Source organism: Kribbella sp. NPDC043289, assembly GCF_056436705.1.
Genome location: NZ_JBWKCB010000001.1, coordinates 190,828 through 216,098 on the forward strand (window position 1 = coordinate 190,828; position 25,271 = coordinate 216,098).

Genomic DNA, 25,271 nt, shown 5'->3' on the forward strand with positions numbered 1-25,271 from the left:
GTCAGGTTACAACGGGCGGGGCGTGACCTGAGTTGTAACTTCGGTTTACAGTAGCCGCATGAGCCTTGACGAGCGGACGCGGGGGCGGCGGGACGCGATCGGCGTCGGAGTCGCCTTCCTGAACCGGCTGGCGCGGTCGCGGGCGATCGACCGCCTCGGACTGCGCAAGCCCACCGAGCGAGCGGTGTTCGAGGCAACGAAGACCGGGTTCCGGGCGGCGGGAGCGCTCTCCCGGCGGTTCACGGCGGGTTCGAAGCAAGCGGCGCCCTCCCGGTTGCCCGCGGCCCGCGCCACCGGGCGGTTCGATCTGACGCCGACCGAGGACCAGCAGATGATGGTCGATGTCGTCCGGTCCTTCGCGTCCGATGTACTGCGGCCGGCCGCGTCCGCCGCCGATGTGGTGTGCGCGACCGACGGCAAGGTGCTCGAGTCGTCCGCCGAGCTCGGGCTGAGTCTGATCGAGGTGCCGGAGGAACTTGGCGGCATCGTGACCGAGCGGTCCGAGATGACCGGCGTACTGGTCGCCGAGGCGCTCGCGCACGGCGACATGGGCCAGGCCGTCGCATGCCTGGCGCCGTCGGCGGTGAGTACGGCGATTTCGTTGTGGGGTGACGAGACGCAGCAGGCGACGTACCTGCCGGCCTTCACGGGGTCGTCGGTCCCGGCGGCCGCGCTGGCGCTGCTCGAGCCGCGCGCGTTGTTCGACCCGTTCGAGTTGCGGACGAAGTGCACGGGCGGGTTGCTGAACGGCGTGAAGTCGCTCGTACCGCGGGCCGCCGACGCGGAGCTGTTCGTGATCGGTGCGCAGACCGACGCGGGGCCGCGCCTGTTCGTGGTGGAGCCGGACCACCCCGGCGTCACGATCGAGGCCGAGCCGTCGATGGGGTTGCGGGCGGCGTCGCTCAGCCGGATGATCCTGACCGACGTACCGGCGGTTCCGTTGGGGACGGTCGAGGACTACACCGAGTGCGTTCGGTTGTCGCGGCTCGGGTGGTGCGCGCTGGCCCTGGGTACGGCGCGGGCGGTGCTCGATTACGTCACGCCGTACGTGAACGAGCGGACGGCGTTCGGCGAGCCGATCAGTCATCGACAGTCGGTGGCGTTCATGGTCGCGAACATCGGGATCGAACTCGAGGGCATGAAGCTGGTGACGTACCGGGCCGGATCGCGTGCCTCGCAAGGGCTCCCGTTCGCTCGTGAGGTGGCGCTGGCGCGGCGGCTGTGCACCGAGAAAGGCATGCAGATCGGGACTGACGGCGTACAACTGCTCGGCGGGCACGGGTTCGTGAAGGAGCATCCGGTGGAACGGTGGTACCGCGACCTGCGGGCGATCGGCGTGATGGAAGGTGCGGTGCTGGTCTGATGATCAACCTGGAGACGCCCCGGAAGTTCCGCGCCTTCGTCAACCAGGCGCATCAGGTCGCCGCCGAGATGCTGCGGCCGAACTCGCGGCGCTACGACCTCGCCGAGCACGAGTATCCGGTCGAGCTGGACATGCTCGCCGCGATGGTCGACGGATTAGGGGCCTCAGGCACCGGTTCCGGCGCGGGCGCGTCCGGGGTACGGCGTACCGCTGCCGCCGAGGACGGAGTCGTCAACGGTTCCAACATGTCCTCGGTGCTGTCGATCATGGAGATGTGCTGGGGCGACGTCGGGCTGTTGCTCTCGATGCCGCGCCAGGGCCTCGGCAACTCGGCGATCGCTTCGGTGGCGTCGGACGAGCAGCTGCAGCGCTTCGACGGTGTCTGGGCTGCGATGGCGATCACCGAACCCGACTGCGGCTCGGACTCCGCCGGCATCCAGACCACCGCACGGCTCGACGGCGACGCGTACGTCCTCAACGGCGAGAAGATCTTCGTCACCGCCGGCGGCCGCTGCGACGCCGTCGTCGTCTGGGCAACCCTGGACAAGACCCTCGGCCGCGCCGCGATCAAGTCCTTCGTGGTCATGAAGGACACGCCGGGCATGACCGTGGAGCGCTTGGAGCACAAGCTCGGCATCCGCGCCTCGGACACCGCCACGCTCCGCTTCGACAACTGCCGCGTCCCCCGCGATAACCTCCTCGGATCGCCCGAGGTCGATGCGGACAAGGGGTTCGCGGGGGTCATGCAGACCTTCGACAACACCCGCCCCCTGGTCGCCGCCATGGCCGTCGGGTGCGCCCGCGCATCGTTGGAGGTGACGCGAGACCTGCTGGCCGAGGCAGGTGTCGAGATCGACTACGACCGCCCCGTCCACCAGCAGCCCGCGGCCGCCGCGACGTACCTCGCGATGGAAGCCGACTGGGAAGCCGCCCACCTCCTCACCCTCCAAGCCGCCTGGATGGCCGACAACGGCCACCCCAACTCCCTCCAAGCCTCCATGGCCAAGGCGAAGGCAGGCCGCACCGCCAACGACATAACCCTCCGCTGCGTAGAACTAACCGGCTCCCTCGGCTACTCCGAACACGAACTCCTCGAGAAGTGGTCCCGAGACAGCAAAATCCTCGACATCTTCGAAGGCACCCAACAGATCCAACAGCTGATCGTGGCGCGGCGCCTGCTCGGTAAGACCTCGGCCGAGCTGAAATAGCCTTGTTTATAACGGCTTCCGGCTTGCCCTGACTTGCTCTCAGAGCAAGCCGGGACCTCGATCGATGTCATCGAAGTCCGAGCTCCGATCGGCCCTGCTCCGTGACTGCTCCGTCAGCCGCAGGGCAAGTCGCTCCAGCCGACGATCAACTGCGTGCCGCGCACGGTCGTAGGAGCTTCCAGACGAGCTCGTCATGTAGACGCGCCGTGAGGTGCCGGCCGTCTGTCCAGCTGAAGATCAGGTCATGCGACTGTAGGTAGCCGTCGAGCCGCTCCCACGGCAGCGAGATGGTGGTGGTTCCGAACCGCTCGATGTGGCTCCTGACGGCGCTTGCGAGCACGGGTGCCATCGGAACGAAGCGCTCTTTGTCATTCTTGGGGAGCGCGAAGACGAACTTCTTGCCAAGGCGCTTCACCTGGCGACGGACTCTGATGAGCATCAGGCTGAAGTCGAAATCGTCAACCGAGAGTCCGAACATCTCGCCCTGTCGCAAGCCGGCTGCCGATCCGATCGTCGGAAGCAGCCTGAACCGCTCAGGGTGAGCCTCGACGATGCGCTCCACCGTTTCGTCCGGCCAGGCAACAACTTTGGCGAGCCGCCTACTCGGCTTCCTGACGATCTTCGACTGACCCGGATTGCGCTTGATCAGCTCGTCCGCCACGGCGAGTTCAAGACAGCCGTTGAGCACCAAGAACGCGCTCCTGGCCGTCGACGGGCCATAGGCACCCATGAGATCGGTCAACCAGACTGCGACCTCCGACGGCAGGATGCTCTTGACCATCCGCCGCCCGAACACCGGCGCGACGTGAAGCCGCCACTTCGACTCGTACAGAATCTCGCTCGCAGGGTCTACCCTCCGCGACTTGATCCACCGCGGCCAGATTTCCGCGAGTCGCACCTTGCCGGCGTTCGGATCGAGGTAGTCCCCACGATCCCGATCGGTCTCCTGCCCATTGGCGTACCGGAGCGCTGCGGTCTTCGTATCGAAGGCCTTCGACCTCTCTGCTCCATGAGGATCGGTCCAAACCGCCAACCACCGCTTCCCGCGGCCCCACCGCTTCTCGTTCCGCTCCCGCTTCACCGCGCCGTCAGGCAGCGTCACCGGCCGAGTCCACTGATCCTTCGCAAACGTCACGCCCAACCTCCGGCTCAGAACTACAGCCGTGCTCAACGCATGAGCAGACGAGACTTTGCGCGCGTAGCGCGGCTGGGAACTCGCCAGTGCTGAGCATGGAAGCGACCAGGTCGGGGTCAGCGATCGGGCTGTGGCGCGCCACGTCACGGCTCGAGCAGACCGGCGCGTATGGCGTAGCGGGTGAGGTCGAGGCGGTCGCGGAGTCCGAGCTTCTGGAGCATGTTCGAGCGGTGGCGCTCGACGGTCTTGACGCTGATCGTCAGGAGCTCAGCGATCTCCTTCGACGAGTTGCCCTCCGCAACCAGTTTGAGCACCTCTTCCTCGCGTGCTGTGAGGATCTGCTGGGGCACGTCGACGCCCTGACGGACGCGGTCCAGGTAGCTGCGCACCAACGCGGTCACGGCGCCGGCGTAGAGGAACGGCTCCCCGCGCATCGTTGCCCGGCAGGCTTCCACCAGGTCGCGGTCGAGGACTGATTTCAGGACGTACCCCGATGCGCCGGCCTTCAGTGCTTGGAAGAAGTACTGCTCGTTGTCGTACATCGTCAGCATCAGCACCCGCAGGTCGGGGCGTGCGACGGACAGCTCACGGGCAGCCTGGAGCCCGGTCATCCGCGGCATCGCGATGTCGAGGATCGCCAGGTCGACCGGTTGACTGCGGGCGAGCGACACGGCCTCACTGCCGTCAGATGCCTCCGCGACGACTTCCAGATCGGGCTCGCGGTCAAGTATCAGCCGGATCCCACGGCGTACCAGCGCGTGATCGTCAGCGAGAAGAATCTTGGTGGGCTGCATCTCAGGCTTCACTTCCTTGCACGGGCACTGTCAGGCTGACCTCTGTTCCGCCGTTCGGCGCAGCGGCGAGCTCGAGGGACGCTCCGATCAGAAGGGCACGTTCGCGCATCCCGCGGAGGCCGGCGCCTTCGTGCGCCAGGCCGATCCCGCGCCCGTCGTCCTTGACCCGCAGTACCACGGCGTCCTCGTGGCCGGTGAGGTACAGATCGATGCGTTCGGCACCGGCATGCCTGGCGACGTTCGTCATGCTCTCCTGCGCGACCCGGTAGAGGACCAACTCGGTCTGCTCGTCGAGCCTCGGAAGGCCGGCTTCGAAGTGCCGGCGGATGAGCAGACCAGTGTGGTCTGACAGTTCGGTCGTAAGGGCCGTGAGTGCGCTGACCAGTCCGAGATCTTCGAGTACGCCGGGCCTCAGACGGTGGGCGAGTCGGCGTACCTCATCCAGGCTGGATCGGGTGGTCTCCTGAGCCTGTGCGAGTTCGACACGCAGAGCATGATCGACTGACAGGTCCGCCGCGCGCTTGAGGTCGAGGAGCACGGCGGTGAGGCTCTGGCCGACCTCGTCATGAAGCTCCCGGGCGATCCGCCGACGTTCGGACTCCTGCGCCGACAGGGCTCGGGCAGCGCTGGTGGCTCGCTCGCGCTCCAGTCGCTCGATCATGGCGTTGAACGCGCGGAGCAGGTTGGGTACTCCGCCGTGGCCGCTCACGGAGAGGCGCTGACCGGGGCGGAGAAGGTCCACGGTTGACATCTGACGGGTCAGCCGCGCGAGCGGGGCGAGCCCGATCCGCAGTAGCGCCGCGTTCGCGACGAGCATGACCGCCAGGCCACCGATCAGAACGCCGGCCTCGGTGAGCAGAACCGGTACAGAAACCGTTACGGGCGCCAACAGGAGCAACGCGGTCGCCGCTCCGAGCACGATGGCGTTCAGCGCGAAGATCCGCCAGAACAACGACACCGCCAGGATCCCTTCTTCTTGACCAACAGCCTCCACTATCTCGCGAGTCCGTCGAGTCTGCTGCCCACGCCGTCAGGATGCTCCCTTGCCGCCAGGATGTCGATCGGTGCTGACACCCATCTGAGGACCAGAGGCAAAGATGGGTGCTGGTCCCGATGGGAAATGCGAGCGCCAGTGGCGATGGTGGAGGCATGAACCCACCACGGACGATCTCCAGCAGCGGCGGTTCGGCCGGTCAGCCCGGCCTGGCGCGCAAGCACGAGATCCTGCAGAGGCTGCAGCACGAGCGAAACACCCGTCTCGCCCAGGTGACAGCCATGGAATCGGACAAGCCCAACGCGAACAAGGACCTGGTGACCGTACAGACCACGGCGATCCGGAAGGTCCTGGCCGAGATCGATGCAGCCGTGGCTCGCGTGCACGACGGTACGTATGGCGTTTGTCACCGCTGCGAGGGGCGAATCCCGGTTGGACGGCTGGAGATCTTGCCCTACGTGCGTTACTGCGTGCGCTGTCAGCAGCTGGCACTCTGACATCGGCGAATCATCGAGGAGTCGAGCCCATGACGATCGATGCGGCCACCGTCATCAATGCCGGACTGTCTCGGCAGGAGTTGGCGACCCTGCGAGTGAACCTACTCGAGCAGCGAGCCTTCCGCCGGGAACAGCTGAGCGCCATCCGCCGGTCGGCCCGGCCGAAGCAGTCGAGCGGTGGTCGGGGATCGGCGCTGGTCGAGGTGCAGGACCAACTTACTGTCGCGGCGCGGCTAGTCCTGGCGGACGTCGAAGCCGCTCTCGACCGGATGGATACCGGCCACTACGGCCGGTGCCACGGATGTCGCAGTACCGTTGAGGTGCAACGGCTGCGGATCTGCCCACAGTGCCTGTACTGCGGCGAATGTCACCGACTGCGGGAATCCGGTCGGTGACTTCGTTGCCCGCCGTCGTTCGGTCGCGGCGGCTGAACGACTTGACCGCACGGACTACCGCGGGCATTGCCATCGATGTGGGCAGCGCACGGACCAGGGCTTGGACGCCGGAGCACGGTGTGGTAGTCGATGCGCCCACGGTGGCCCGCGGTCCGACGAGGAAGCCGGTGCACCGAGGCAAGATCATCGACGCGGATGCGATGGCAGACGTTCTCGGTAACCTTGTCTGTCCTCGAGCGCGTGGACGCGGGCGTCCTACTGTTGTGGCGACGATCCCGGTTGCCTGCGACGAGGTTGACCGCCTCGAACTCCTCTCCGTACTGGAAGTCCTCGACCCCGAAACCGTAATGACGATCACCAGCGTCAAGGCCGCCGCGCTGGGAGCCCGTGCCGACCTGGCGCGGCCGCTCCTGGTCGTGGACGTGGGCGCCGAGCTGACTGAGATCGCTCTGTTGGCGAGCGGTGCTTTGAGTAGCGCTCGCAGTACGGCGCTGGGTGTCAGCGACCTAGGACGTAACCTTCCGGCCTCGCAGCTCATCCAAGAAGTGGCGGAGTCGATCATCGACCTCATGCGTGGAGACGACGGTCCGCAAATGGTCGACGCGCTTGATCGAGGCATACTCTTGACCGGCGGCGGTGCACTCCGTCCGGAAATCACCCTCAAACTATCGACACAGCTGGGTGCGACCGTCCAGCCCGCGCCCGCCCCACACCTGGCGGCGCTTCGTGGCGCCGGAGCCGTCCTCCAGTCCGCCCGCCGACACCCAGGTGCTGTGTGACTCGGAGCAGCCGTCGCCCGGGTCGGCGGTGCGGGGTGATAGCAGGGGCCGGCGCCAAGGTACGGCGGGGAACTCCTGGCGGCCCCGTCGGGACAGACGAGGCGCGCGCTCACACGGGAACGCGCGCGAACCTGCCAGTTTGCCGGTCGGCACCGACCGCCGGCGCCAGTTGGTGCTCCGAGCTCAGTAGACCGTCGTCGAACGCGGTTGTCCGGGGACGTTGGACGGGAGCGCGGGTCGTCGGGGGATCTCCGCTTGTCGTTTTCCGACACCGTGTCGGTGGTGTTGTACCAGTGGACCCAGTCGGCGGTGATGGCCTCGAGGTTGCTGAGGCCGTGGAGTTGCAGGGTCTCGGCGAAGTGCAGCGAGGTGTACTGGGCGAGTTCAACCGGTCGATGCAACACCGGGCTGTTGAAGTGAGCGTATCCGGCGTCTGAGTGGTGAATCGCCTTGTTTTGCGGGGCATTCACAGGGTTGCCTTGTCTGGCGCGGAAGGCGGCGGCCTGGGCGATGGCGCGTTCGACGAACGTGGTGTGCTTGCTGGTGGAGCATTCCCAGCCGACGATCCGCCCGGCGAAGGCGTCGATGACGAAGGCCGTGTAGGCGAACGTGCCGGCGGCCAGGCGTACGTAGGTGAAGTCCGCGACCAGGAGCCGGTTCGGTGCCTGGGCGGCGAACTGCCGGTTGACCAGGTCCGGTGCCCGGGTCGCGGCCGGGTCCGCGATGGTGGTGCGGACCTTCTTGGCCCTGGTCGCACCACGCCAGCCGTTGGTGCACATCAGCCGCTCGATGGTGCAGCGCGCGACCTGGATGCCTTGCCGTTGCAGGTGGGCCCACATCTTCAGCGACCCGTACGGCGACTCCGGCGGGCGCCGGCCGTCGGGGCCGGGTTCGTAGTACCCGGCCAGCAACTCGGTGACCGTGGTGTCCCACAAGGCCCGTTTCGACGGCGCCCGGGTGGCCCAGGCGTAGTAGGTTCTCGGGGCGATCGTGCTGCCGTGCGCGGACAGCGCACGGCAGATCGGAGCGACCCCGAGCCGAGTCTTGTGCTCGGCGATGAACCGGCAGATCACCGCTGTCGCGGGTCGCTCTCCCGCGCGAAGAAACTTGTCGCCGCCTTCAAGATCTCGACCGCCTTGATCGCCGCCCACTCAGAGTCATAGTCATCAACATGATCGAGGACCAGACGAACCGCCTTCGCGCGGGTCTGCTCGTCGTACTTGCTCGGCATGAATGCCACCTTCCCAACGAAGGAGGTGTGCATCAAACCCGGGGTGGTTCAGTGGTGTGGCCGTTGTTGCCCGAGGTGCGGGGCGCCTGTGGTTGACAGTTCGGGATAGCTCAGTGATTATTGAGGCAATGAACGTTGAGCGTACGTCACTGGTGGAGCGGGCTCGGGCGTACGCGGCGCTCGGGGATGCGGCGCGGTTGGCGATTGTGGATGCGCTGGGGGTGGGGGATGCGGCGCCGGGGGAGTTGGGGGCGATTCTGGAGATGCCGACCAATTTGGTGGCTCACCACCTGAAGGTGCTGGAGGACGCCGGGTTGGTGGTGCGGGGTAGGTCGGAGGGGGATCACCGGCGTACGTACGTGCGGCTGGTGCCGGAGATGTTGGCGAAGATCGCGAGTCCCTCGTTGAGCCAGGTGCCGCGGGTGGTGTTCGTGTGTACGCACAACTCGGCGCGGTCGCAGTTGGCGGCGGCGATCTGGGCGCGGCGGAGTCATGTGCCGGCGGTGTCGGCGGGGACGCGGCCTGCGGAGCGGGTGCATCCGCGAGCGGTGAAGGTGGCGCGGCGGCGTGGCTTGGATCCAGATGGCTGGCGGACGGCTCAGGTGAGCGACGTGGTCCGGCCGGAGGATCTGGTGATCGCCGTGTGCGACATCGCGTACGAGCATCTGCCGGCTGACGCCAGGCCGCGGGTGCATTGGTCGGTGCCGGATCCGGCGCCGGTGGACACGGATGCGGCATTCGAGGCCGCGTACGACGAGATCGCCGGCCGTATCGATCGCTTGGTGCCACTGGTGTCAGAACAGAAGGGGAGGGGCGCATGACCGAGGTTGCCGGGTATCACCGTGAAGACCTGTCCATCGATCAGCAGCTCGCGTTGCGTACGGCGGCATCGCGATTGGGCGAGCAGTTCGCCGGGATCTTCGGGCCGGTGACGATCGAACGTTTCCTGCACTCCAGCTACGACCAGTTCGCCACCGGGAGCACGGTGCCGAACTTCCTGCCGCTGCTGGCGGAGCGCTTCGCGCGGCAACGTCTCAGCGCGCTCGCGCGCGTTGAGGGACATCACGATGATGGGAAGCCGGTCGTACTGTTTCTGTGCGTCCACAACGCCGGCCGCAGTCAGATGGCGCTGGGGTTCTTCGAGCGGCTGGCGGGCGATCGTGCGATCGCCTGGTCGGGTGGCTCTGAGCCGGGTATCGAGGTGAAACCCGCCGCGGTCGCGTCGATGGCCGAGCGGGGGATCGATATCTCGACCGAGTACCCGAAGCCGTGGACCGATGAGGTGGTTCGGGCCGCGGACGTGGTGATCACGATGGGGTGCGGTGACGCCTGTCCGATCTTTCCGGGCAAGCGGTACGAGGACTGGGTCCTTGACGACCCGGCCGGCCTGGATGTCGCCGACGTGCGTCCGATTCGCGACGAGATCGAGCGTCGGGTTCGTGTGCTGCTCGACGAGCTCGCCGTACCGGCTGCTGGTGGGCGCGCGTGACCACGGTTCCCTTGTGGCGGCGGGTGCTTGCCGAAGGCATCGGTACCGGGCTGCTGGTGACGGTCGTCATCGGTTCCGGCATCGCGGCTGCGGCGCTGTCACCGAACGATGTCGGGCTGCAGTTGCTGGAGAACGCCTTCGCCACCGCACTCGGACTCGCCGTACTGATCCTGATGGTCGGACCCGTGTCCGGCGCACACTTCAATCCGGTGGTCTCGGCGGTCGATTGGTGGCTCGGCCGGAGCAGCGGCAGCGGATTGACCGCGCGTGATCTCGGCGCCTATGTTCCGGCGCAGGTGGTCGGTGCGGTGATCGGTGCCATCCTGGCGAATCTCATGTACGGCGAAGCGGCGGTGTCGTGGTCGACGAAGGACCGCAGCGCCGGGCATCTGTGGCTGGGTGAGGTCGTTGCGACGGGCGGGTTGGTCGTGCTGATCTTCGCGCTCGCATCGGCGGGGCGGGCCGCGTTGGCTCCGGCCGCGGTCGGCGCGTACATCGGATCGGCGTACTGGTTCACCTCTTCGACCTCGTTCGCCAACCCGGCGGTCACGATCGGGCGCGCTTTCAGCAATACCTTTGCCGGGATCGCGCCCGCGTCGTTGCCGGGCTTCATGATCGCGCAGCTCGTCGGTGCCGCTGTCGGAGTGGGTCTGCTGGCGCTGCTGTACCCGCGAGCCGGACGGGCCGCGGACGAAGTTGTCACACCTCATGTCGACACCACTGCGAGTACTGGAGCATCGAAGTGAGCAAGCCAAGTGTCCTGTTCGTCTGTGTCCACAACGCCGGCCGGTCTCAGATGGCTGCCGGGTGGTTGCGGCAGTTGGCGGGTGATTCGGTCGAGGTCCGGTCGGCCGGTTCGGAGCCGCGCGACCAGATCAACCCGGTCGCGATCGAGGCGATGCACGAGATCGGCATCGACATCACCGGGGCGGTTCCGCAGCTGTTGGAGACCGAGGCCGTTCGTGAGAGCGACGTCATCGTGACCATGGGCTGCGGCGACGCCTGTCCGATCTTCCCGGGCAAGCGGTACGAGGACTGGGAGCTCACCGACCCGGCTGGTCAGCCGATCGAGGTCGTCCGCCAGGTCCGTGACGAGATCCGCAGCCGGGTGGAGAAGCTCGTCGGCGAACTGCAGGTTGGTCCTGCCTGATCACAGGTGCGCGACGAGCTCGCGGGCGGTCCGGCCGGCGCCGATGAGCGTAGCGGAGGCAGGCCCTGTCCAGTCGCCGTACCCGATGAGGTGCAGACGGGGTTCCTTGATGGCGTGGGTGGCGTTGGTCGGGATGAGTCCGTCGGGTCCGCGCAGGCCGAGCGGGGCGAGATGCCCGAGGGCCGGCCTGAAACCGGTGCACCAGATGATCACGTCGTACGACGACTCGCGGCCGTCCGGCCAGCGGACTCCGTGATCGACCAGGCGGCGGAACGGACCGCGAGCCTGCAGTACTCCGCGACTCCGGGCCTCGCGGACGCTCGCGACCATGACGATGTCACCCAGCCCGGCGACTCCGCCGTCGTCGGGTTCGCCGGCCTCGCGGGCCTGGTGCCGTTTGGTGGCGATCTCGAACAGCGCCCGGCCGTCGACCTCGTCGGGCAGGAATCGAGGCGGTCGCAGGGTGGACCAGGTGGCGTCGGCGACGGTCGAGACCTCGGCGAGGATCTGTGCGGCCGAGTTGCCACCTCCGACGATCAGCACCCGCTGACCGGCGAAGTCGGACGCGCGGCGGTAACCGGCGGTGTGCAGTTGCCTGCCGGCAAAGGAGCCCGGGTACGCCGGAACGAACGGCCGGCTCCAGGTTCCGGTCGCGGAGACGACGTGTTCTGCGGACCAATCGCCGTCTCCGGTCTTCACGAGCAGCCGCCCGTCGTCGCCTCGTCGTACTGCGTTGACCTGCGTGTCTCGCCGTACGACGAGGTCGTAGCGCTGCTCGTAGCGGGTGAGGTAGTCGACGACGTGCGCGGCCAACGGGTAACCGCGGTCGCCGGTCCAGGGCGGCATCATCCAGCCTGGCAGTGAGGAGTACTGGGTCGGAGAGAACGTCCGCAACGTCGGCCACATCCGCGCCCAGGCGCCGCCCGGCTGCTCGGCGCTGTCGAGGATCACGAAGTCCTGGCCCGGGACGAGCCCGGCGCGACGCAGGTAGAACCCGGTGGCCAGACCCGCCTGGCCACCGCCGACGATCACTACCCGCACGTCGTTCAGTTGACGGTCGCGGGCGCCGGGACGGCCAGCAGCGTCGAGAGCCAGGTCAGGCGCTCGGGCAGGGGCCAGTAGTAGACCCAGGTGCCGCGGCGCTCGCAGTCGACCAGGCCGGCCTCGCGCAGCACCTTCAGGTGATGCGAGATGGTCGGGCCGGAGACGTCGAACTGCGGGGTGATGTCACAGACGCAGACTTCCTCGCCGGCCGAGGTGATCATCGACAACAGGCGCAGCCGGATCGGGTCGCCGAGCGCCTTGAACACCGCCGCACCCTCGGTCGCGCCGGCACTGTCGAGTGCGGCATCCATGATCGGCGTGCAACAGCCACTCGAGGCCCCGATGACGACGTCCTGTTTTGACATACGTCTATCTTGACTTATGTCTAATCAGGAGGCAAGGTGGGTGTCGCTGATTAGATGAACGTCAACTCAGCCCTCAGGGCTTCGCAGAGTTTTGGAGACAAGCAATGAGCGTTGGATCGAAGGATCTGCCGGTCGTCGTGATCGGGGCGGGGCCGGTCGGCCTCGCGGCCGCGGCTCACCTCGCCGACCGTGGCCTGGACTTCGTCGTCCTCGAGTCCGGCCCGAGCGTGGCCGCGGCGATCGAGGAGTGGCGGCACGTCAAGCTGTTCAGCCCTTGGCGCTACGACATCGACGGTGCCGCGCGCCGTCTGCTGGAGCGGACCGAGTGGATCGAGCCGGACCTGGACCAGCTGCCGAGCGGTGGCGACCTGATCGACTCCTACCTCGCACCGTTGGCCAAGGAGTTGTCGGACCGCATCCGGTACGGCGCCGAGGTGACCGCGGTGACCAGGGTGGGATTCGACCGGATCCGTACGACGGGCCGCGAGGACGCGCCCTTCCTGGTCCGGCTGGCAGGCGGCGACGAGCTGCTCGCCGCGGCCGTGATCGACGCGGCTGGTACCTGGCGGCGTCCGAACGTCCTAGGCGGTTCCGGCATTCCCGCCCGCGGCGAGGCGGAGGTCGCGGACGCGATCTCGTCTGCGCTGCCGGATGTTCTCGTGAGGGACCGTGAGCGTTTCGCGGGTCGGCGTACGGCGGTTGTCGGTGCGGGTCACTCGGCTGCGACGACGCTGTTGGAGCTAGGTGATCTGGTCGCTCAGGAGCCTGGCACCGAGGTGTTGTGGGTGGTGCGCGGTGCGGACCAGGCCCGGACCTACGGCGGCGGTGATGCCGACGAACTCCCCGCGCGCGGCGCGCTGGGCAGCCGCCTGAAGGCGTTGGTGCAGTCCGGCCGGGTGGAGCTGGTGAGCAGCTTCCGGATCGAGTCGATCGCCCGTACGGCGGACGGCCGGGTCGAGCTGGCCGCGGGGGAGCGCCGGGTGGTGGCCGACACGATCGTCAACTCGACCGGCTTCCGGCCGGACCACGACATCGTCGGCGAGCTGCGCCTCGACCTGGACCCGATCCTCGGTTCCACACGGGCGCTGGCTCCGCTGATCGACCCGAACCAGCACTCCTGTGGCACGGTCCCGCCGCACGGCGTCGACGAGCTGCAACATCCGGAGCCCGGCTATTACGCCGTCGGTGCGAAGTCGTACGGACGGGCGCCGACGTTCCTGCTGGCTACCGGCTACGAGCAGGCTCGATCGGTGGTGGCTGCGTTGGCCGGTGACTGGGACGCGGCCCGCGACGTACAGCTGAACCTGCCAGAAACCGGCGTGTGTTCGTCGAACCTCGCTTATGGCGACTCTGCCGATGAGTCCGCGGGTGGTTGCTGCGGCCCGGCTCCGCAGGCTGTCACGATCGGTGCGCCTGCCGGGCGTGGTCTGGCCACCGGTATCAGCGGCGGGCTGCTGACCGTGGTCGACGCGAAGCCTGCCACCCAGTCGGGCTGCTGCAACTGATGTCGCTCAGTTCAGGTCTGGCGGCTCGAATGGTCGCCGCCAGGCCTGGACCACGGCGGCTGGTGAGAGCCCTCGCCGTCACACAGACCGTCGGGTACGGCGTTCTGTACTACGCCTTCAGCGTGATCCTCGGACCGATGAGCCGGGACCTGGACATCTCGAACGCCATGGCCGCCGGTGCGTTGACCACCGCCGTCCTGGTGTCGGGCCTACTGTCCATCCCAGTCGGCCGATGGCTCGACGCCCGCGGCGGTCATGCGCTGATGACGGTCGGCTCGGCCCTGGGCGCGACGGCCGTGCTGGCCTGGTCGCAGGTGCAGACCGCGACACAGTTGTACGCCGTGTTCGTACTGATCGGTGTCGCCTCGTCGATGGTGCTCTACGAGCCGGCGTTCGCCGTGGTCGTCGCCGTCACCGAGCCGGCTCGGCGTGCGAAGGCGCTGCTCGGTATCACGTTGGTCGCGGGATTCGCGAGTTCGATCTTCATCCCGCTGACCGGCCAGCTGGTGGCTCGGCTCGAGTGGCGGTCCTCGCTGCTTGTGCTGGCGGTTCTGCTTGCGGTCATCACGGTGCCGCTGCATGGCCTGGCGTTGCGGCATGCGGGGCCGGCAGGTGAGCGAGTGGGGCGGCGCCAACGCCCGTCACCGCGGCGGGCGCTCCGCGATCCGGCCTTCTGGTTGCTGGCAGCAACGTTTGTGCTGCAGGGTGCCGCGCTGGCGGTGATCGCCGTACACCTGGTGCTGTATCTGACCAGCCTCGGCCACTCGGCCGCGTTGGCCGCGACGCTTGCCGGGTTGCTCGGGATCTTGTCGGTCACCGGGCGGATCGTCAGCACGCTGTCCACCCGATGGTTGCCGATGACGACCATCGCTGGGGCGATCTTCATCGTTCAGGGGACGGCACTGTCGTTGCTGCCGGTGGTCGGGCGGCAGCTGACGGGGGCGATCGTGTGCCTGGTGCTGTTCGGTCTCGGCTTCGGGATCGCCTCGATCGCGACACCCGCGATCCTGCTCGACCGGTACGGCGCCACCGGCTACGGCACCATCGCGGGAACGCTGGCCGCACCGGTTCTCGTTGCCAGAGCTTCGGCGCCGCTCGGCGGAGCCGTGATCGCCGCAGCTGTCGGCTACGCGCGCCTCGTCGTACTGGTCGCGTCGGCATGTGTGCTCGCAGGCCTGCTGCTGTTGGCAGCTGCCCGCCTGCCTACTGCTCGGTCGGCATCTCGTTCGTGAAGGATGACGGCGGCAACGCGTCGTGGTGTCTGGAGAAGTCCGCGTCCCCCAGGCGGGGACTGAGGTGGCATCCGACGCCCTGGTCACCCGGCCCGCTTGTGCGCGGTGGTTCCGAGCGGGACGTACGTCGGTTCGGCGAGCAGGGCGTGATGCGTGTGGACGCAGTCACCGGCGGCCCACGCATCAGGTAGGTTGGTGCGCATCCTGCGGTCGACGACGATCGCGCCGTGGCCGTTCACCTCGACGCCGGCCGACGCGGCCAGTGAGCTCGACGGGGTGACCCCGCTTACGACCAGTCCGCAGTCCGCAGTCCGCTTGCCGTCGTCGGCGACGACCGCGAGCCGATCGCCGCCGCGAACGACCTCGGTGACCGTCGTACCGCAGGTCACTTCGACACCGCACTCGGGAGGTGGGACGCAGGAATCACTCCCAGGTGATTGGCTGCGAGCGCGGCGGCGATCAGGATGAGCAGGCCGGCCGGCATCGACTGCAACGACATGTGCGTTTTACACCCGGTGGGCATCGGCGACAGACAGACCACCGCATGCCGGGACGGCGCTTGTAGCGTCGGCCAGGTGCTCGGCGAGATCTGTGGCAGGTAGGGCAAGCTGGGCTCGTGCTGATCGCCGCCCTTCCGTTTCTGTTCGCCGCTGCGGCTGCGTACTGTCTCGCCGTACTGTCGGCCGTGGCGGGGTTCGGCGGCGGGGTGTTACTGCTGCCGGTGTTCACGGCGCTGTTCGGCCTCAAGGCCGCCGTACCGATGCTGACAGTCGCCCAACTGACGAGCAACGGGGCTCGGGCCTGGCTCAATCGCGGGCACCTGCGCTGGCGCTTGATCGGATGGTTCGCCCTGGGTGCGGTCCCGCTGGCTGCCGGCGGTGGTCTGTTGCTGTCTCACGCGCCGCTGACTCCGCTGAAGCGGGTGCTGGGAGCGTTTCTGATCATCGTGGTGGTCTGGCGCCGGTTCACGCCGACAACAGCCAAGCCGTCCGATCCCGCGTTCGCGGCTGTCGGCGCCGCTTCGGGCCTCGGGTCGGCGCTCCTGGGGTCGGTCGGTCCGCTAACCGCGCCCTTCTTCCTGGCGTACGGGCTGACCCGCGCCGCCTACATCGGAACCGAGGCGTGCAGCGCACTGATCATGCATCTCACCAAGTTGGCTGCGTATGGAACCGGCGACCTCCTCACCCGCCGGGTTTTGCTGTACGGCCTGGCGCTCACGCCGGCAACCTTGCTCGGAGCATGGACCGGCAAACACCTCGTCGGAAAGATGAGCGACCGCGTGTTCGTCGTACTCGTCGAAGCCGGCCTCCTCGTCGCCGGCGTACTCTTTCTCGTCGGCCTCTAAAACCCCAATCCACGCTCGTCCGTAAAAGTTGCTGGAAGCAACTAAATGCTCCGTCCCTGCTCCGTGAGTCGCTGGCAAACCATGATCACCGCTGATCACCGACGAGCGAGAAAGCCGCAGGTCAGGTGCACTCAGTGGACCGGCAAGCACGCAAACGAGTTCCGGCAGGCTTGGGCGCAGTGCCAGAAGAACATCGGCCATCGAGACCGACCTGGCGAATGCGGCCACCGCAGTCCAGAAGAACCGCCAGGCCAGCACGATCGCCACCGGCGGTCAGTGACCAACGCACCCTCTCTGGGCCGGCCGGGGCGCCCAGCCTCGGTCGGCCATCAGCCACCCTTCGGAGATCAATCCCGACAAGTCTGTCTCTTCGAGTGTCACCGCGCCACGCAGCCGGTCGCCGGCGGGCCGGGTACGTCGACTGCACCGTCTCGGCCGAGGTAGCGAACCGACCGCGCATCGAGGCAGTAGGTCACCTTCGCGTCCTGTGCCGTGTCGGCGTCTACAGACAGGAGTTGGACGACAACTGGTCCGGTCTGGCCGATGTTGTCGGTCGCCAGCGGCGTGTAGGGGGAATCGGGGAGCACGCTGCGCGCGTAGACAGGATCAATGACCCAAGGGTGCGACCAGTGCCGAAACTGCGCATTGATGAACTCGGAGAAGGCCGCCAGGACTTGCTCCTGACGGGGAGCCAGCGTTCCGCCGGTCGGCCGGATCTCCACAGTCACAGCCGTGGGGATCAACGCAGTCGACTTGGGCGACGGGGTGGTCGAACTTGCCGGCTGCTGCGTCGCAGGATGATCTGCGCCGGACGAGGTGCATCCAGCGACCGCCAAGATTGTCGACCCTGTTACAGCCGCCATGATTGTGAAAGAGGAGGCCGTCCTCATCGTGTTGGGGTCCCCTGACTCGTCACTGGTTCAGTCCTGGTGGGTGCGTTGACATAGTTCCGGAACGCCTCGGGCCCGTTCTTCACCCTCTCGGCGAATGTGTAGTAATTGCCGAAAGAAGTGGTGTAGTCCCTGAGATAGCTGTCACCCGCGGCGTGGACGGCCCAGGTCTGACGCGCCTCCCGTTGATTCGAGGTCAAGCGTGCGAGTTCCTTCAAGTGGAGTCCGCCGCTCGCGTGACGCTCCAGTAGCTCGGGTTTCAGGCTGGCCGCGACCTTGCCGGTTGGATCAACACGCAGGCGGGCGGCGACGAGATCGTACGCGGCTTGGTTACGAGCGACGTCCACACCCGTGGCGTCCTGGATCGTGTCAATAGTCGTGGGCAGCACCTTCTCCGGCTCCGGAGTGGTGATGATGCCGTCGTTCATGATCCAGGACAGTACTCAGTCGGCTTCAGCTCTGGCCTCGACATCCTCGAGTCCGCTGGGCCGGCCGGCGCGCGTCCACCGCAAATAGAGAGCGCCGGCGATCAGAACCGTGCTCAGTAGCGAGAGGATCGGCCAGCCACGGGTGAGATTGACGGCTAGCGTGAACGCAACCGCGACCGCAGCCGTCGCGTTGACGATCGCGAGAGCGGGCTTGCGCTCGGCTCGGGCGAAGTGCGTCATGGCGACCAGGCCAACCAGGAAGCTGACGAAGACGGCGACCGCATAGAACAGGACGAGTTCCTGTTCCTGCCCGGCCGCAGCCACGATGATCAGGCCTGCGGCCACGAGATAGACCACCACCGAGAAATATGGCGTGTGGTGCTGGTTGGTTCGTCCCAGCCAGGCGGGTAGGACGCCGGGCTGCTGCTTGCTGCCGGCAAGGGCTTTGAGCAGGCCGGGACCGGCCTGGAATGACGAGCTGGCGGCGGCGAGCAACAGCAGAGAACTGGTGAGCTGGAAGGCGGCGTACAACCAGCCAGGCCCAGTTGATGCGTGGGCGATGTCGGCGATCTGCGTGGAGTCGTTTGCGGGTATGCCGATGTGCAGCCGTCCGGCCAGCGCGGTCAGTGCGAGAGTCAGGCCACCGACGATCACGACCAACAGGGCGAGCGTGCCTCGCCCGAAGCGCCGTCGAGCGGTGTTGTCGAGCTGGCCGAGCTGCGCGATGGCGGTTGAGGGCGCTTCCACGCCGGTCGCCAAGGCCATCGCCACCGGAAATGCGAGTAGTACGGCCAGCGTCGCCGAGTGCGCGCCGGGGTGCGGGGTCGCCGGGGCGTGCCCCATGGAGTGTGGGGCAGCGAAGCCCATCACCAGCACAGCCAGTGCGACGAGGACGAACAAGGCGGTCATCAGGGCGAACAGGAGCCGTCCGCCGTGCCCGAACCAGGTCAGCCCGGCCACCACCACCAGCAGGAGCAAGGCGAAGACGATGCGCCATGGAGCCAAGGCCGGTGCCAGCGCGATGACGGCGCTGGCCGCGGCCGAGATGGAGATACCGATGGTCAGCACGAAGTCGACGACCAGCGCGCCGATCGGCAGGAAGGTCCATCGGGGCCCGAACGCACGGCCCGCCGCCGCGGCGGCGCCCCCGCCCCGCGGGAAGCGCGCGACGAGTTGCCAGTAGTTGGCCGTCACCACCGTCACCAGTGCGACGACCAGGATCATCGTCGGCAGCAGGCGCGACAAGTCACCATGCAGTGCCCGCAGCGCCGCTTCGATGGCGTAAGCCACAGAGGAGACCGGGTCGGCGATCACTGCGAATGCGAAAGCGAAGAACAGCACCCAGCGGGGTGGCACTTTACGTACCGGCACCTCGGCTGCGGCAGTAGCGGACGTCGGCGGTTTGGGCATCACAAGATCCTGACACTCGGCATGGATGTGCATCTCGCCGACCAGACTTCCCGGCACACCAACAGGACACGCTACACCCCCCGCACGACCCGCCGGCACCCACTACTTGCGCAAGGATTGAACGGGTGTTTAGGCTTTGAACGTGCGTTCAAAGGACGACCCCGTCGGCCCGGCTGAGGGTGCTGGGCGGGGCACGACTGCGCGGATTCGGGATGCGGCGATCCGGCGGTACGGGCGGGACGGGTTCACGGTGGGGCTGCGGGCGGTTGCGGCGGATGCCGGTGTGACCGCTGGGCTGGTGGTGCATCACTTCGGGTCGAAAGACGGGCTGCGGAAGGCCTGTGACGAGTACGTGCTGGGTGTCATCCGCTCGGCGAAGCTCAAGGCGGCGACAGATGGTCCGGCGGCCGCTATCGCGCAGTTGGCCGAGGTGGAGGCGTACGCGCCGATGGCGTTGTACTCGTTGCGGAGCCTGCAGGCCGGCGGTGAGCTTGCGGGCGAATTCATGGAGCAGATGTATCGCGACGCTCAGGAGTACCTGGAGGCCGGCGTCGCGAGTGGGCTGATCCGACCGAGCCGGGACCCGGCTGCCCGCGCGCGGTACCTGGCGTCCCAGGCGATGGGGTCGTTGCTGTTGTGGCTCTCCCTGCATCCCGGTTTCCGCGAGATCGACGACTTCCGCAAGGAGTTGCGGCAGATCTCGAACGAGATCACGTTGCCCGCGCTGGAGATCTTCTCTGAGGGATTGTTCACCGACCGCAAGATGCTCGACGAGTACCTGATGTACGTCTGCGATCCGCCGGCCGGCGACGCGAAGCCGTAAGCCGACCACGCGCCTCCGTGTGCTGTTTCCAGTACGACATCACGCCGGGATCATCCCGGATTATCTCGAAGAGGTTCAGCGATGACTGCTGCCTGTGAAAATGCTCTGACGATCCAGCAACTGCACAAGTCCTTCGGCCAGGTGACGGCGCTCGACGGTCTCGATCTGACCGTCGGGACAGGCCAGGTGGCCGGCTTCCTCGGCCCGAACGGCGCCGGCAAATCCACCACGATCAGAATCGTTCTCGGCCTCCTGGGCGCGGACTCCGGGCACGTCGAGGCGCTCGGAATGCACCCATGGCACGACGCCGTGGAACTGCACCGGCGTCTCGCCTACGTCCCAGGTGACGTGAGCCTGTGGCCGAACCTGACCGGGGGTGAGGCGATCGACTTGCTGACGCGGCTGCGCGGCGGTGCCTCGAAGACCCGCAAGGCCGAGCTGTTGGAGCGTTTCGAACTTGACCCGACGAAGAAGGGCCGCACCTACAGTAAGGGCAACCGGCAGAAGGTTGCCCTGGTCGCTGCGCTCGCAGCCGATGTCGACCTGCTGGTGCTGGACGAGCCGACGTCGGGACTCGATCCGCTCATGGAGACGGTCTTCCAGGAATGCATTGCGGAGGCGAAGGCCGCCGGCCGATCCGTCCTGTTGTCGAGCCACATCCTCGCGGAGGTGGAGAAGCTGTGTGACACGGTGACGATCATCCGCGCCGGTCGCGCGGTGCAGTCCGGCACACTGGCCGAGTTGCGGCACCTCACCAGGACGACGATCACGGCGTCGCTCGACGGTGGCTCTGCACGGTTGGCCGCAGTTCCGGGTGTGTATGACCTGCGGACCGATGGCGGCGTCGTCACGTTCGACGTCGACCATGACGAGCTCGCATCCGTAGTACAGGTGCTCGGCGGTCTCGGTGTACGGAGTCTGACGAGCGCTCCGCCTTCGCTGGAGCAACTGTTCCTCCGCCAGTACGGCGACGAACTGGTCGGAGCGGAATCATGAGGCGGTTCACCGCGACCGCTGATCTGACCAGGTTCGCGCTGCGCCGCGACCGGGTGAAGCTGCCGGTCTGGGTCGGTGGGATTGGGCTCGGCATGCTGTACGCCGTCAGCGCACTGCCGACCGTGTACTCGACGCCGGAGCAGCGGCAGGTCCGCGCACGCCTGATGGACTCGCCCGCAGCGACGATGATGTCAGGCCCGGGCTACGGTCTGGACGACTACACGCTCGGCGCGATGATCACGAACGAGATGGTGCTGTGGCTCGCCGTACCGACCGCGATGATGAGCATCTTCCTGGTCGTACGACACACTCGAGCCGAAGAGGAGACAGGCCGGGCCGAGCTGGTCCGATCGGCAGTGGTCGGGCGGTACGCCGCTCCGCTAGCGGCATTGATCGTCGCCGTGATCGCGAACGTCGGCGTCGCGCTGTTGACCGCACTGGCGATGATGAGCGGCGGCTTGTCCGCCGCGGACTCCTTCGCGGTAGGCCTGGGACTGGGGCTGACCGGCTTGGTGTTCGCCGCCGTCGCAACCATGACGGCTCAACTGACAGCGCATGCGCGATCGGCGTCGAGTCTGGCGATGGCGGTCGTCGGTGCGGCCTTCCTTCTCCGTGCTATAGGCGATTCGGCACAGCGTGGCGGCAATTGGTTGTCCTGGCTGTCGCCGCTGGCGTGGACGCAACAGATGCGCCCGTTCGTGGAACTGCGTTGGTGGCCGCTCCTCCTGTCGGCGGGCGTGGTGCTTGCTGCGGTGGCAGCCGCGTACGCCTTGTCCGGGCGGAGAGACGTGGGGGCGGGGCTGCTGCCTGCACGGCTGGGCAGGGCTGATGCTGCGCCGTCGTTGTCGACCCCGTTCGGACTGGCCGCTCGCCAGCAGCGCACCAGTGTCATCGGCTGGAGCGTTGGCTTGTTCGTCTTCGCGCTGGCCAGCGGCTCGTTGAGCGACTCGGTGACGAAGGCTGTCGAGGAGAACCCTGATCTGGGCGTGATGTTCGCCGCGAACGGACAGCAGCCGACGGACGGATTCTTCGCCGCGATGGCGCTGTTCTTCTCACTGACGATCGCGGCCTTCGCCGTGACGTCCGTACTGCGCTTGAAGTCCGAGGAGCGCTCCGGTCACACCGAGGCCGCGCTGGCGACCGCCGTTGCCCGCCGTCGCTGGATCATGGCGTGGCTGGGCTTCACGGTACTGGCCTCCGCCGTCCTGCTCGTGATCAGTGGGCTGGGCGTCGGACTGGGCGCGGCGACCGGCGCGGAGGGCCCGAGTGTGATCGGTGACGTGACGGTCGCGATGCTCGCTTACCTGCCAGGGATACTGGTGGTCGTCGGGGTCGCCGCCGTGTTGTTCGCCGTACGGCCCGCGGCGGCCACGTGGGCCTGGCTGGTGGTCGCGTACGCGTTCTTCTTCGGGATGTTCGGGCCACTGCTCGACCTGCCGGACGTCTTCGTGAAGCTCTCGCCCTTCGGTCACACCACCGCGATGCCCGTGTCCGGTATCGGCGTACTCCCGCTGATCGTGCTGACCGCGATCGCGGCCCTCCTGACTGTTGCCGGAAGCATGAACTTCGAGCGGCGGGACCTCGACCTGTCCTGAGGTCGGAGTGTTGGTGTCGGATCACAATGCTCGGCGGCTTGTTGGGACTGTGCCGACGGCTCGTTTACGGTCGTGATCGGTCCGGTCGCTGTCCCCGTGGCGGCCGGGCCGTTGTCACGGCACAGACAGGTCGGCGTGTTCGAAGGAGCGGGCGACCAGGATGTCGGTCGACGAGTGGGCGACGATCGATACGACGATGGTCAGAGCGACCAGATGGAAGACCTGGTCAGCCGCCGGGATGCCTGACTCGAGGACGAGCAGGCCGTAGACGACCGACGCGAAGCCCTTCGGCCCGAACCACATTGCGGCGAGTTGCTCGCGGGCGCCCAAGCCGGAACGCAGGAAGGACAGGGCGAGGGCGGCCGGGCGGGCGACGAGCAGTGCGACGAGCGCGAAAACCCAACCCTGCCAGCTGATCTCGCCCAGAAACTCCACCGAGATCAGCGCGCCGAAGACGAGCAGCGCGGCGAGTTTGAGGCCTTCGGCAATCAATTCACCGGACTGTTCGAACGCGGTGCGCTGTGCCGGACCGAACGTGGCGACGGTGATACCGGCCGCGAAGGCAGCCAGGAACAGGTTGCCATGCAGGGTCATGGCCAGCGCCAGCACGAGCAGGCCGATCGCCATCGCGTTCAGTGGTTCGTACTTCGTCGACGCCGCGAACAGTCGCGTGCGCTCCAGCCGGATGGCGATCCACGGTACCGCGACGCCGATGATGATCCCGACGCCCAGCTCCAGCGCGAGCTCACCGAGGTGGAGGCTGTCGTGGTGGGCTGCGACTGCGAGGAAGACCATCACGAAGGGGAGCGCGAGGCCGTCGTTCACGCCCGATTCCACGTTGAGCAGGTGCCGCAGCCGGGCCGGCACCTTCTCGTTACCGACCAGGGCCGAGGCGAAAACCGGGTCGGTGGGGGCCAGGATCGCGCCGATCAACAGGGCGGCCGGCCAGTCGAGACCGACGATGAAATGCGCGGCGAGCGCCGTGATCACAAGCGTCAGAGGCAGGCCCCAGCCGAGCGCGCGACCAGGCAATCGCCAGGCCGAGCGCAGGTCGGTCCAGCCCACGCGCATGCCATCGGTGAACAGCACGGCGAACAGCGCCAGCTCGGCCAGGACGGACACCACCGGCGAGCCCGGCTCCAGGTGGAGGACGCCGGTGGTTTCCGGACCGAGAACGAAGCCGGCGACGAGGAACAGCACCGCGGTTGACAGGATCGTCCGGTGCGCGAGGCTGGAAACCAGAACCGCGAGCAGCAGGACCGCGGCGAAGCTCATCAGCAACATCAGGACCCTCCCTCAGGCCAGGACGAAGTAGCGCAGCCAGAGGTACGGCGCTGCGACGAGGATCGTGACGGCGGTCATCGCCACACCCTTGCGGGTGAACTCCCAGAAGCTGATCGGATGGTCGGCGCGCAACGCGATGCCGATCACGACGACGTTGGCGCTGGCGCCGATCGCCGTCGCGTTGCCGCCGAAGTCCGCGCCGGCGGCAAGTGCCCACCACAACGCGTGCGCATGCGCGGGGTCGGTCATGGTCTTGGTCAGGTCGTAGACGATCGGGCTCATGGTGGCGACGTACGGGATGTTGTCGACGATGCCCGACAGCAGGGCCGATACCACGAGGATCAGCAGCACCGCGAGCAGTGGCTTGCCGCCGGTCGCGTCCCCGACCAGGTCGGCGAGCTCGGCGATGACGCCGGTTTTGACGAGTGCGCCTACCATCACGAACAACCCGGCGAAGAACAGCAACGTCTGCCACTCGACGCTGCCCATGTAGTCCTTCGTCGGGACGCGCGAGATGAGTACGAGGACCCCCGCACCGAGTAATGCCACGACAGCGGGCTCGAGATGGAACAGGGCGTGGCCGATGAAGCCGGTGAAGACCGCGAGCAGCACCACTCCGCACTTGATCAGCAGTTGGGTGTCGTGGATCGCTTCGCGTTCGTTCAGCCGCAGGACGTCCTCGACCTTGTCGGGGTCGGCGTCGAACGCGCCCTTGAACAGTCTGGGCAGCACGAGCGTGAATGCCACCAGTTCGATGACCACCAGCGGCGTCATGTGAATCAGGAAGTCGTTGAACGTCAGGCCCGAGCGGCTCGCGATGATGATGTTCGGCGGGTCACCGATCAGCGTCGCGGCGCCGCCGATGTTCGATGCCATCACCTCGGCGACCAGGAACGGTACGGGTTTGACGCCGAGCCGGTCGCAGACCAGCAGGGTGACCGGGGCGATCAGCAGGACGGTGGTGACGTTGTCGAGGAAGGCCGACGCGGTCGCGGTGATCAGCGTCAGCAGGATCATCACCCGCAGCGGCGATCCCTTCGCGCGCTTCGCAGCCCAGATCGCGACGTACTCGAAGACACCGGTACGGCGGAGGATGCCGACGATGATCATCATCCCGAGCAGCAGGAACACGACGTTCCAGTCGATCCCGGTGTCTTCGGAGTAGAACGCGTGGCCGGTGTCGGTCACGCCGAGCGCGAACAGCAGACCCGCGCCGCCCAGCGCTGCGATGAGCTTGTGCGTCCACTCGGTCGCGATCAGCACGTACGCGACCACGAAGACCGCCACGGCGATCACGGTCACGCGATCACCGACTTGGA

26 protein-coding genes and 1 pseudogene are annotated in these 25,271 nt (G+C 67.2%); 15 read left to right on the forward strand and 12 right to left on the reverse strand.

Annotation, left to right across the window (positions count from 1 at the left end):
* Positions 1 to 58 precede the first annotated feature (58 nt).
* Entirely contained in the window at positions 59 to 1,363 is a 1,305-nt protein-coding gene (locus AC0662_RS00895) for an acyl-CoA dehydrogenase family protein (RefSeq protein ID WP_452195754.1), read from the forward strand.
* Positions 1,363 to 2,571 (forward strand): acyl-CoA dehydrogenase family protein, encoded by a 1,209-nt coding sequence (locus AC0662_RS00900; protein ID WP_452195755.1) that lies wholly within the window; start codon positions 1,363 to 1,365, stop codon positions 2,569 to 2,571. Before AC0662_RS00895 ends, AC0662_RS00900 begins: the two co-directional genes overlap by 1 nt.
* Before the next feature lie 145 nt (positions 2,572 to 2,716).
* Here AC0662_RS00900 and AC0662_RS00905 read toward each other — a convergent pair whose 3' ends face one another.
* From AC0662_RS00905 to AC0662_RS00915, 3 genes are all read right to left on the reverse strand, one after another.
* Positions 2,717 to 3,673, reverse strand: a complete 957-nt coding sequence (locus AC0662_RS00905) for a tyrosine-type recombinase/integrase (RefSeq protein ID WP_478297624.1) — start codon at positions 3,671 to 3,673, stop codon at positions 2,717 to 2,719.
* Positions 3,674 to 3,849: 176 nt separating this feature from the next.
* Positions 3,850 to 4,512 (reverse strand): response regulator, encoded by a 663-nt coding sequence (locus tag AC0662_RS00910; protein WP_452195757.1) that lies wholly within the window; start codon positions 4,510 to 4,512, stop codon positions 3,850 to 3,852.
* Positions 4,502 to 5,458: a HAMP domain-containing sensor histidine kinase gene (locus AC0662_RS00915; RefSeq protein WP_452195758.1), complete on the reverse strand. Its 957-nt coding sequence runs from the start codon at positions 5,456 to 5,458 to the stop codon at positions 4,502 to 4,504. Before AC0662_RS00915 ends, AC0662_RS00910 begins: the two co-directional genes overlap by 11 nt.
* 191 nt (positions 5,459 to 5,649) lie before the next feature.
* On the opposite strand from AC0662_RS00915, the gene AC0662_RS00920 reads away from it, so the two are divergent.
* From AC0662_RS00920 to AC0662_RS00930, 3 genes are read left to right on the forward strand one after another with little or no spacing between them, the layout of a single operon-like run.
* Complete coding sequence (locus AC0662_RS00920; protein WP_452195759.1) at positions 5,650 to 5,991, forward strand: TraR/DksA family transcriptional regulator; 342 nt, start codon at positions 5,650 to 5,652, stop codon at positions 5,989 to 5,991.
* 29 nt (positions 5,992 to 6,020) lie between these two features.
* Complete coding sequence (locus AC0662_RS00925; protein ID WP_478297628.1) at positions 6,021 to 6,386, forward strand: TraR/DksA family transcriptional regulator; 366 nt, start codon at positions 6,021 to 6,023, stop codon at positions 6,384 to 6,386.
* A complete protein-coding gene (locus AC0662_RS00930; protein ID WP_478297630.1) occupies positions 6,356 to 7,165 on the forward strand; it encodes a rod shape-determining protein in 810 nt (269 codons plus the stop codon). The genes AC0662_RS00925 and AC0662_RS00930 overlap by 31 nt, the downstream gene beginning before the upstream one ends.
* Before the next feature lie 329 nt (positions 7,166 to 7,494).
* Here AC0662_RS00930 and AC0662_RS00935 read toward each other — a convergent pair.
* Positions 7,495 to 8,396 (reverse strand): annotated as a pseudogene (locus AC0662_RS00935) (IS3 family transposase); the annotation flags it as partial.
* A gap of 128 nt (positions 8,397 to 8,524) precedes the next feature.
* On the opposite strand from AC0662_RS00935, the gene AC0662_RS00940 reads away from it, so the two are divergent.
* From AC0662_RS00940 to AC0662_RS00955, 4 genes are read left to right on the forward strand one after another with little or no spacing between them, the layout of a single operon-like run.
* Positions 8,525 to 9,217 (forward strand): arsenate reductase/protein-tyrosine-phosphatase family protein, encoded by a 693-nt coding sequence (locus tag AC0662_RS00940; RefSeq protein ID WP_452195762.1) that lies wholly within the window; start codon positions 8,525 to 8,527, stop codon positions 9,215 to 9,217.
* Complete coding sequence (locus AC0662_RS00945; RefSeq protein WP_478297632.1) at positions 9,214 to 9,885, forward strand: arsenate reductase ArsC; 672 nt, start codon at positions 9,214 to 9,216, stop codon at positions 9,883 to 9,885. The genes AC0662_RS00940 and AC0662_RS00945 overlap by 4 nt, the downstream gene beginning before the upstream one ends.
* Positions 9,882 to 10,631 carry an aquaporin gene (locus AC0662_RS00950; protein WP_452195764.1) on the forward strand — a complete coding sequence of 250 codons (750 nt, stop codon included), beginning with the start codon at positions 9,882 to 9,884 and terminating at the stop codon, positions 10,629 to 10,631. The genes AC0662_RS00945 and AC0662_RS00950 overlap by 4 nt, the downstream gene beginning before the upstream one ends.
* Positions 10,628 to 11,035: an arsenate reductase ArsC gene (locus AC0662_RS00955; protein ID WP_452195765.1), complete on the forward strand. Its 408-nt coding sequence runs from the start codon at positions 10,628 to 10,630 to the stop codon at positions 11,033 to 11,035. Before AC0662_RS00950 ends, AC0662_RS00955 begins: the two co-directional genes overlap by 4 nt.
* Here the strand turns inward: AC0662_RS00955 and AC0662_RS00960 are convergent, their stop codons facing one another.
* Both AC0662_RS00960 and AC0662_RS00965 read right to left on the reverse strand, forming a co-directional pair.
* A complete protein-coding gene (locus AC0662_RS00960; protein WP_478297634.1) occupies positions 11,036 to 12,076 on the reverse strand; it encodes an ArsO family NAD(P)H-dependent flavin-containing monooxygenase in 1,041 nt (346 codons plus the stop codon). It abuts the gene before it with no gap.
* A gap of 5 nt (positions 12,077 to 12,081) precedes the next feature.
* On the reverse strand, positions 12,082 to 12,444 hold the full coding sequence (locus tag AC0662_RS00965) for an ArsR/SmtB family transcription factor (protein ID WP_452195767.1): 363 nt from the start codon (positions 12,442 to 12,444) through the stop codon (positions 12,082 to 12,084).
* A 104-nt stretch (positions 12,445 to 12,548) separates the two neighbouring features.
* Between AC0662_RS00965 and AC0662_RS00970 the strand changes: the two genes are divergently transcribed.
* On the forward strand, positions 12,549 to 13,949 hold the full coding sequence (locus AC0662_RS00970; RefSeq protein WP_452195768.1) for an FAD-dependent oxidoreductase: 1,401 nt from the start codon (positions 12,549 to 12,551) through the stop codon (positions 13,947 to 13,949).
* Between the two features lie 62 nt (positions 13,950 to 14,011).
* Positions 14,012 to 15,181, forward strand: a complete 1,170-nt coding sequence (locus AC0662_RS00975) for an MFS transporter (protein ID WP_478297637.1) — start codon at positions 14,012 to 14,014, stop codon at positions 15,179 to 15,181.
* Positions 15,182 to 15,264: 83 nt separating this feature from the next.
* Here AC0662_RS00975 and AC0662_RS00980 read toward each other — a convergent pair whose 3' ends face one another.
* Complete coding sequence (locus AC0662_RS00980) at positions 15,265 to 15,570, reverse strand: NAD(P)/FAD-dependent oxidoreductase (RefSeq protein WP_478297639.1); 306 nt, start codon at positions 15,568 to 15,570, stop codon at positions 15,265 to 15,267.
* A gap of 227 nt (positions 15,571 to 15,797) precedes the next feature.
* On the opposite strand from AC0662_RS00980, the gene AC0662_RS00985 reads away from it, so the two are divergent.
* Positions 15,798 to 16,526: a sulfite exporter TauE/SafE family protein gene (locus AC0662_RS00985; protein ID WP_452195772.1), complete on the forward strand. Its 729-nt coding sequence runs from the start codon at positions 15,798 to 15,800 to the stop codon at positions 16,524 to 16,526.
* 377 nt (positions 16,527 to 16,903) lie between these two features.
* Here AC0662_RS00985 and AC0662_RS00990 read toward each other — a convergent pair whose 3' ends face one another.
* The 3 genes from AC0662_RS00990 to AC0662_RS01000 form a co-directional block, all read right to left on the reverse strand.
* Entirely contained in the window at positions 16,904 to 17,254 is a 351-nt protein-coding gene (locus tag AC0662_RS00990) for a hypothetical protein (protein WP_478297641.1), read from the reverse strand.
* 158 nt (positions 17,255 to 17,412) lie between these two features.
* A complete protein-coding gene (locus AC0662_RS00995; RefSeq protein ID WP_478297643.1) occupies positions 17,413 to 17,844 on the reverse strand; it encodes a hypothetical protein in 432 nt (143 codons plus the stop codon).
* Between the two features lie 15 nt (positions 17,845 to 17,859).
* On the reverse strand, positions 17,860 to 19,311 hold the full coding sequence (locus AC0662_RS01000) for an amino acid permease (RefSeq protein WP_452195775.1): 1,452 nt from the start codon (positions 19,309 to 19,311) through the stop codon (positions 17,860 to 17,862).
* 85 nt (positions 19,312 to 19,396) lie between these two features.
* On the opposite strand from AC0662_RS01000, the gene AC0662_RS01005 reads away from it, so the two are divergent.
* The 3 genes from AC0662_RS01005 to AC0662_RS01015 all read left to right on the forward strand — a co-directional run bounded on the left by AC0662_RS01005 (position 19,397) and on the right by AC0662_RS01015 (position 22,668).
* Entirely contained in the window at positions 19,397 to 20,077 is a 681-nt protein-coding gene (locus AC0662_RS01005; protein WP_478297645.1) for a TetR/AcrR family transcriptional regulator, read from the forward strand.
* An 81-nt stretch (positions 20,078 to 20,158) separates the two neighbouring features.
* Complete coding sequence (locus AC0662_RS01010) at positions 20,159 to 21,073, forward strand: ABC transporter ATP-binding protein (RefSeq protein WP_478297647.1); 915 nt, start codon at positions 20,159 to 20,161, stop codon at positions 21,071 to 21,073.
* A complete protein-coding gene (locus tag AC0662_RS01015) occupies positions 21,070 to 22,668 on the forward strand; it encodes an ABC transporter permease (RefSeq protein ID WP_478297649.1) in 1,599 nt (532 codons plus the stop codon). Before AC0662_RS01010 ends, AC0662_RS01015 begins: the two co-directional genes overlap by 4 nt.
* 114 nt (positions 22,669 to 22,782) lie before the next feature.
* Here the strand turns inward: AC0662_RS01015 and AC0662_RS01020 are convergent, their stop codons facing one another.
* The gene (locus AC0662_RS01020) at positions 22,783 to 23,952 is read right to left on the reverse strand and encodes a cation:proton antiporter (RefSeq protein ID WP_478297651.1); all 1,170 of its coding nucleotides are present in this window, start codon (positions 23,950 to 23,952) and stop codon (positions 22,783 to 22,785) included.
* A gap of 12 nt (positions 23,953 to 23,964) precedes the next feature.
* A complete protein-coding gene (locus AC0662_RS01025) occupies positions 23,965 to 25,254 on the reverse strand; it encodes an ArsB/NhaD family transporter (RefSeq protein ID WP_452195777.1) in 1,290 nt (429 codons plus the stop codon).
* Between the last annotated feature and the right edge of the window lie 17 nt (positions 25,255 to 25,271).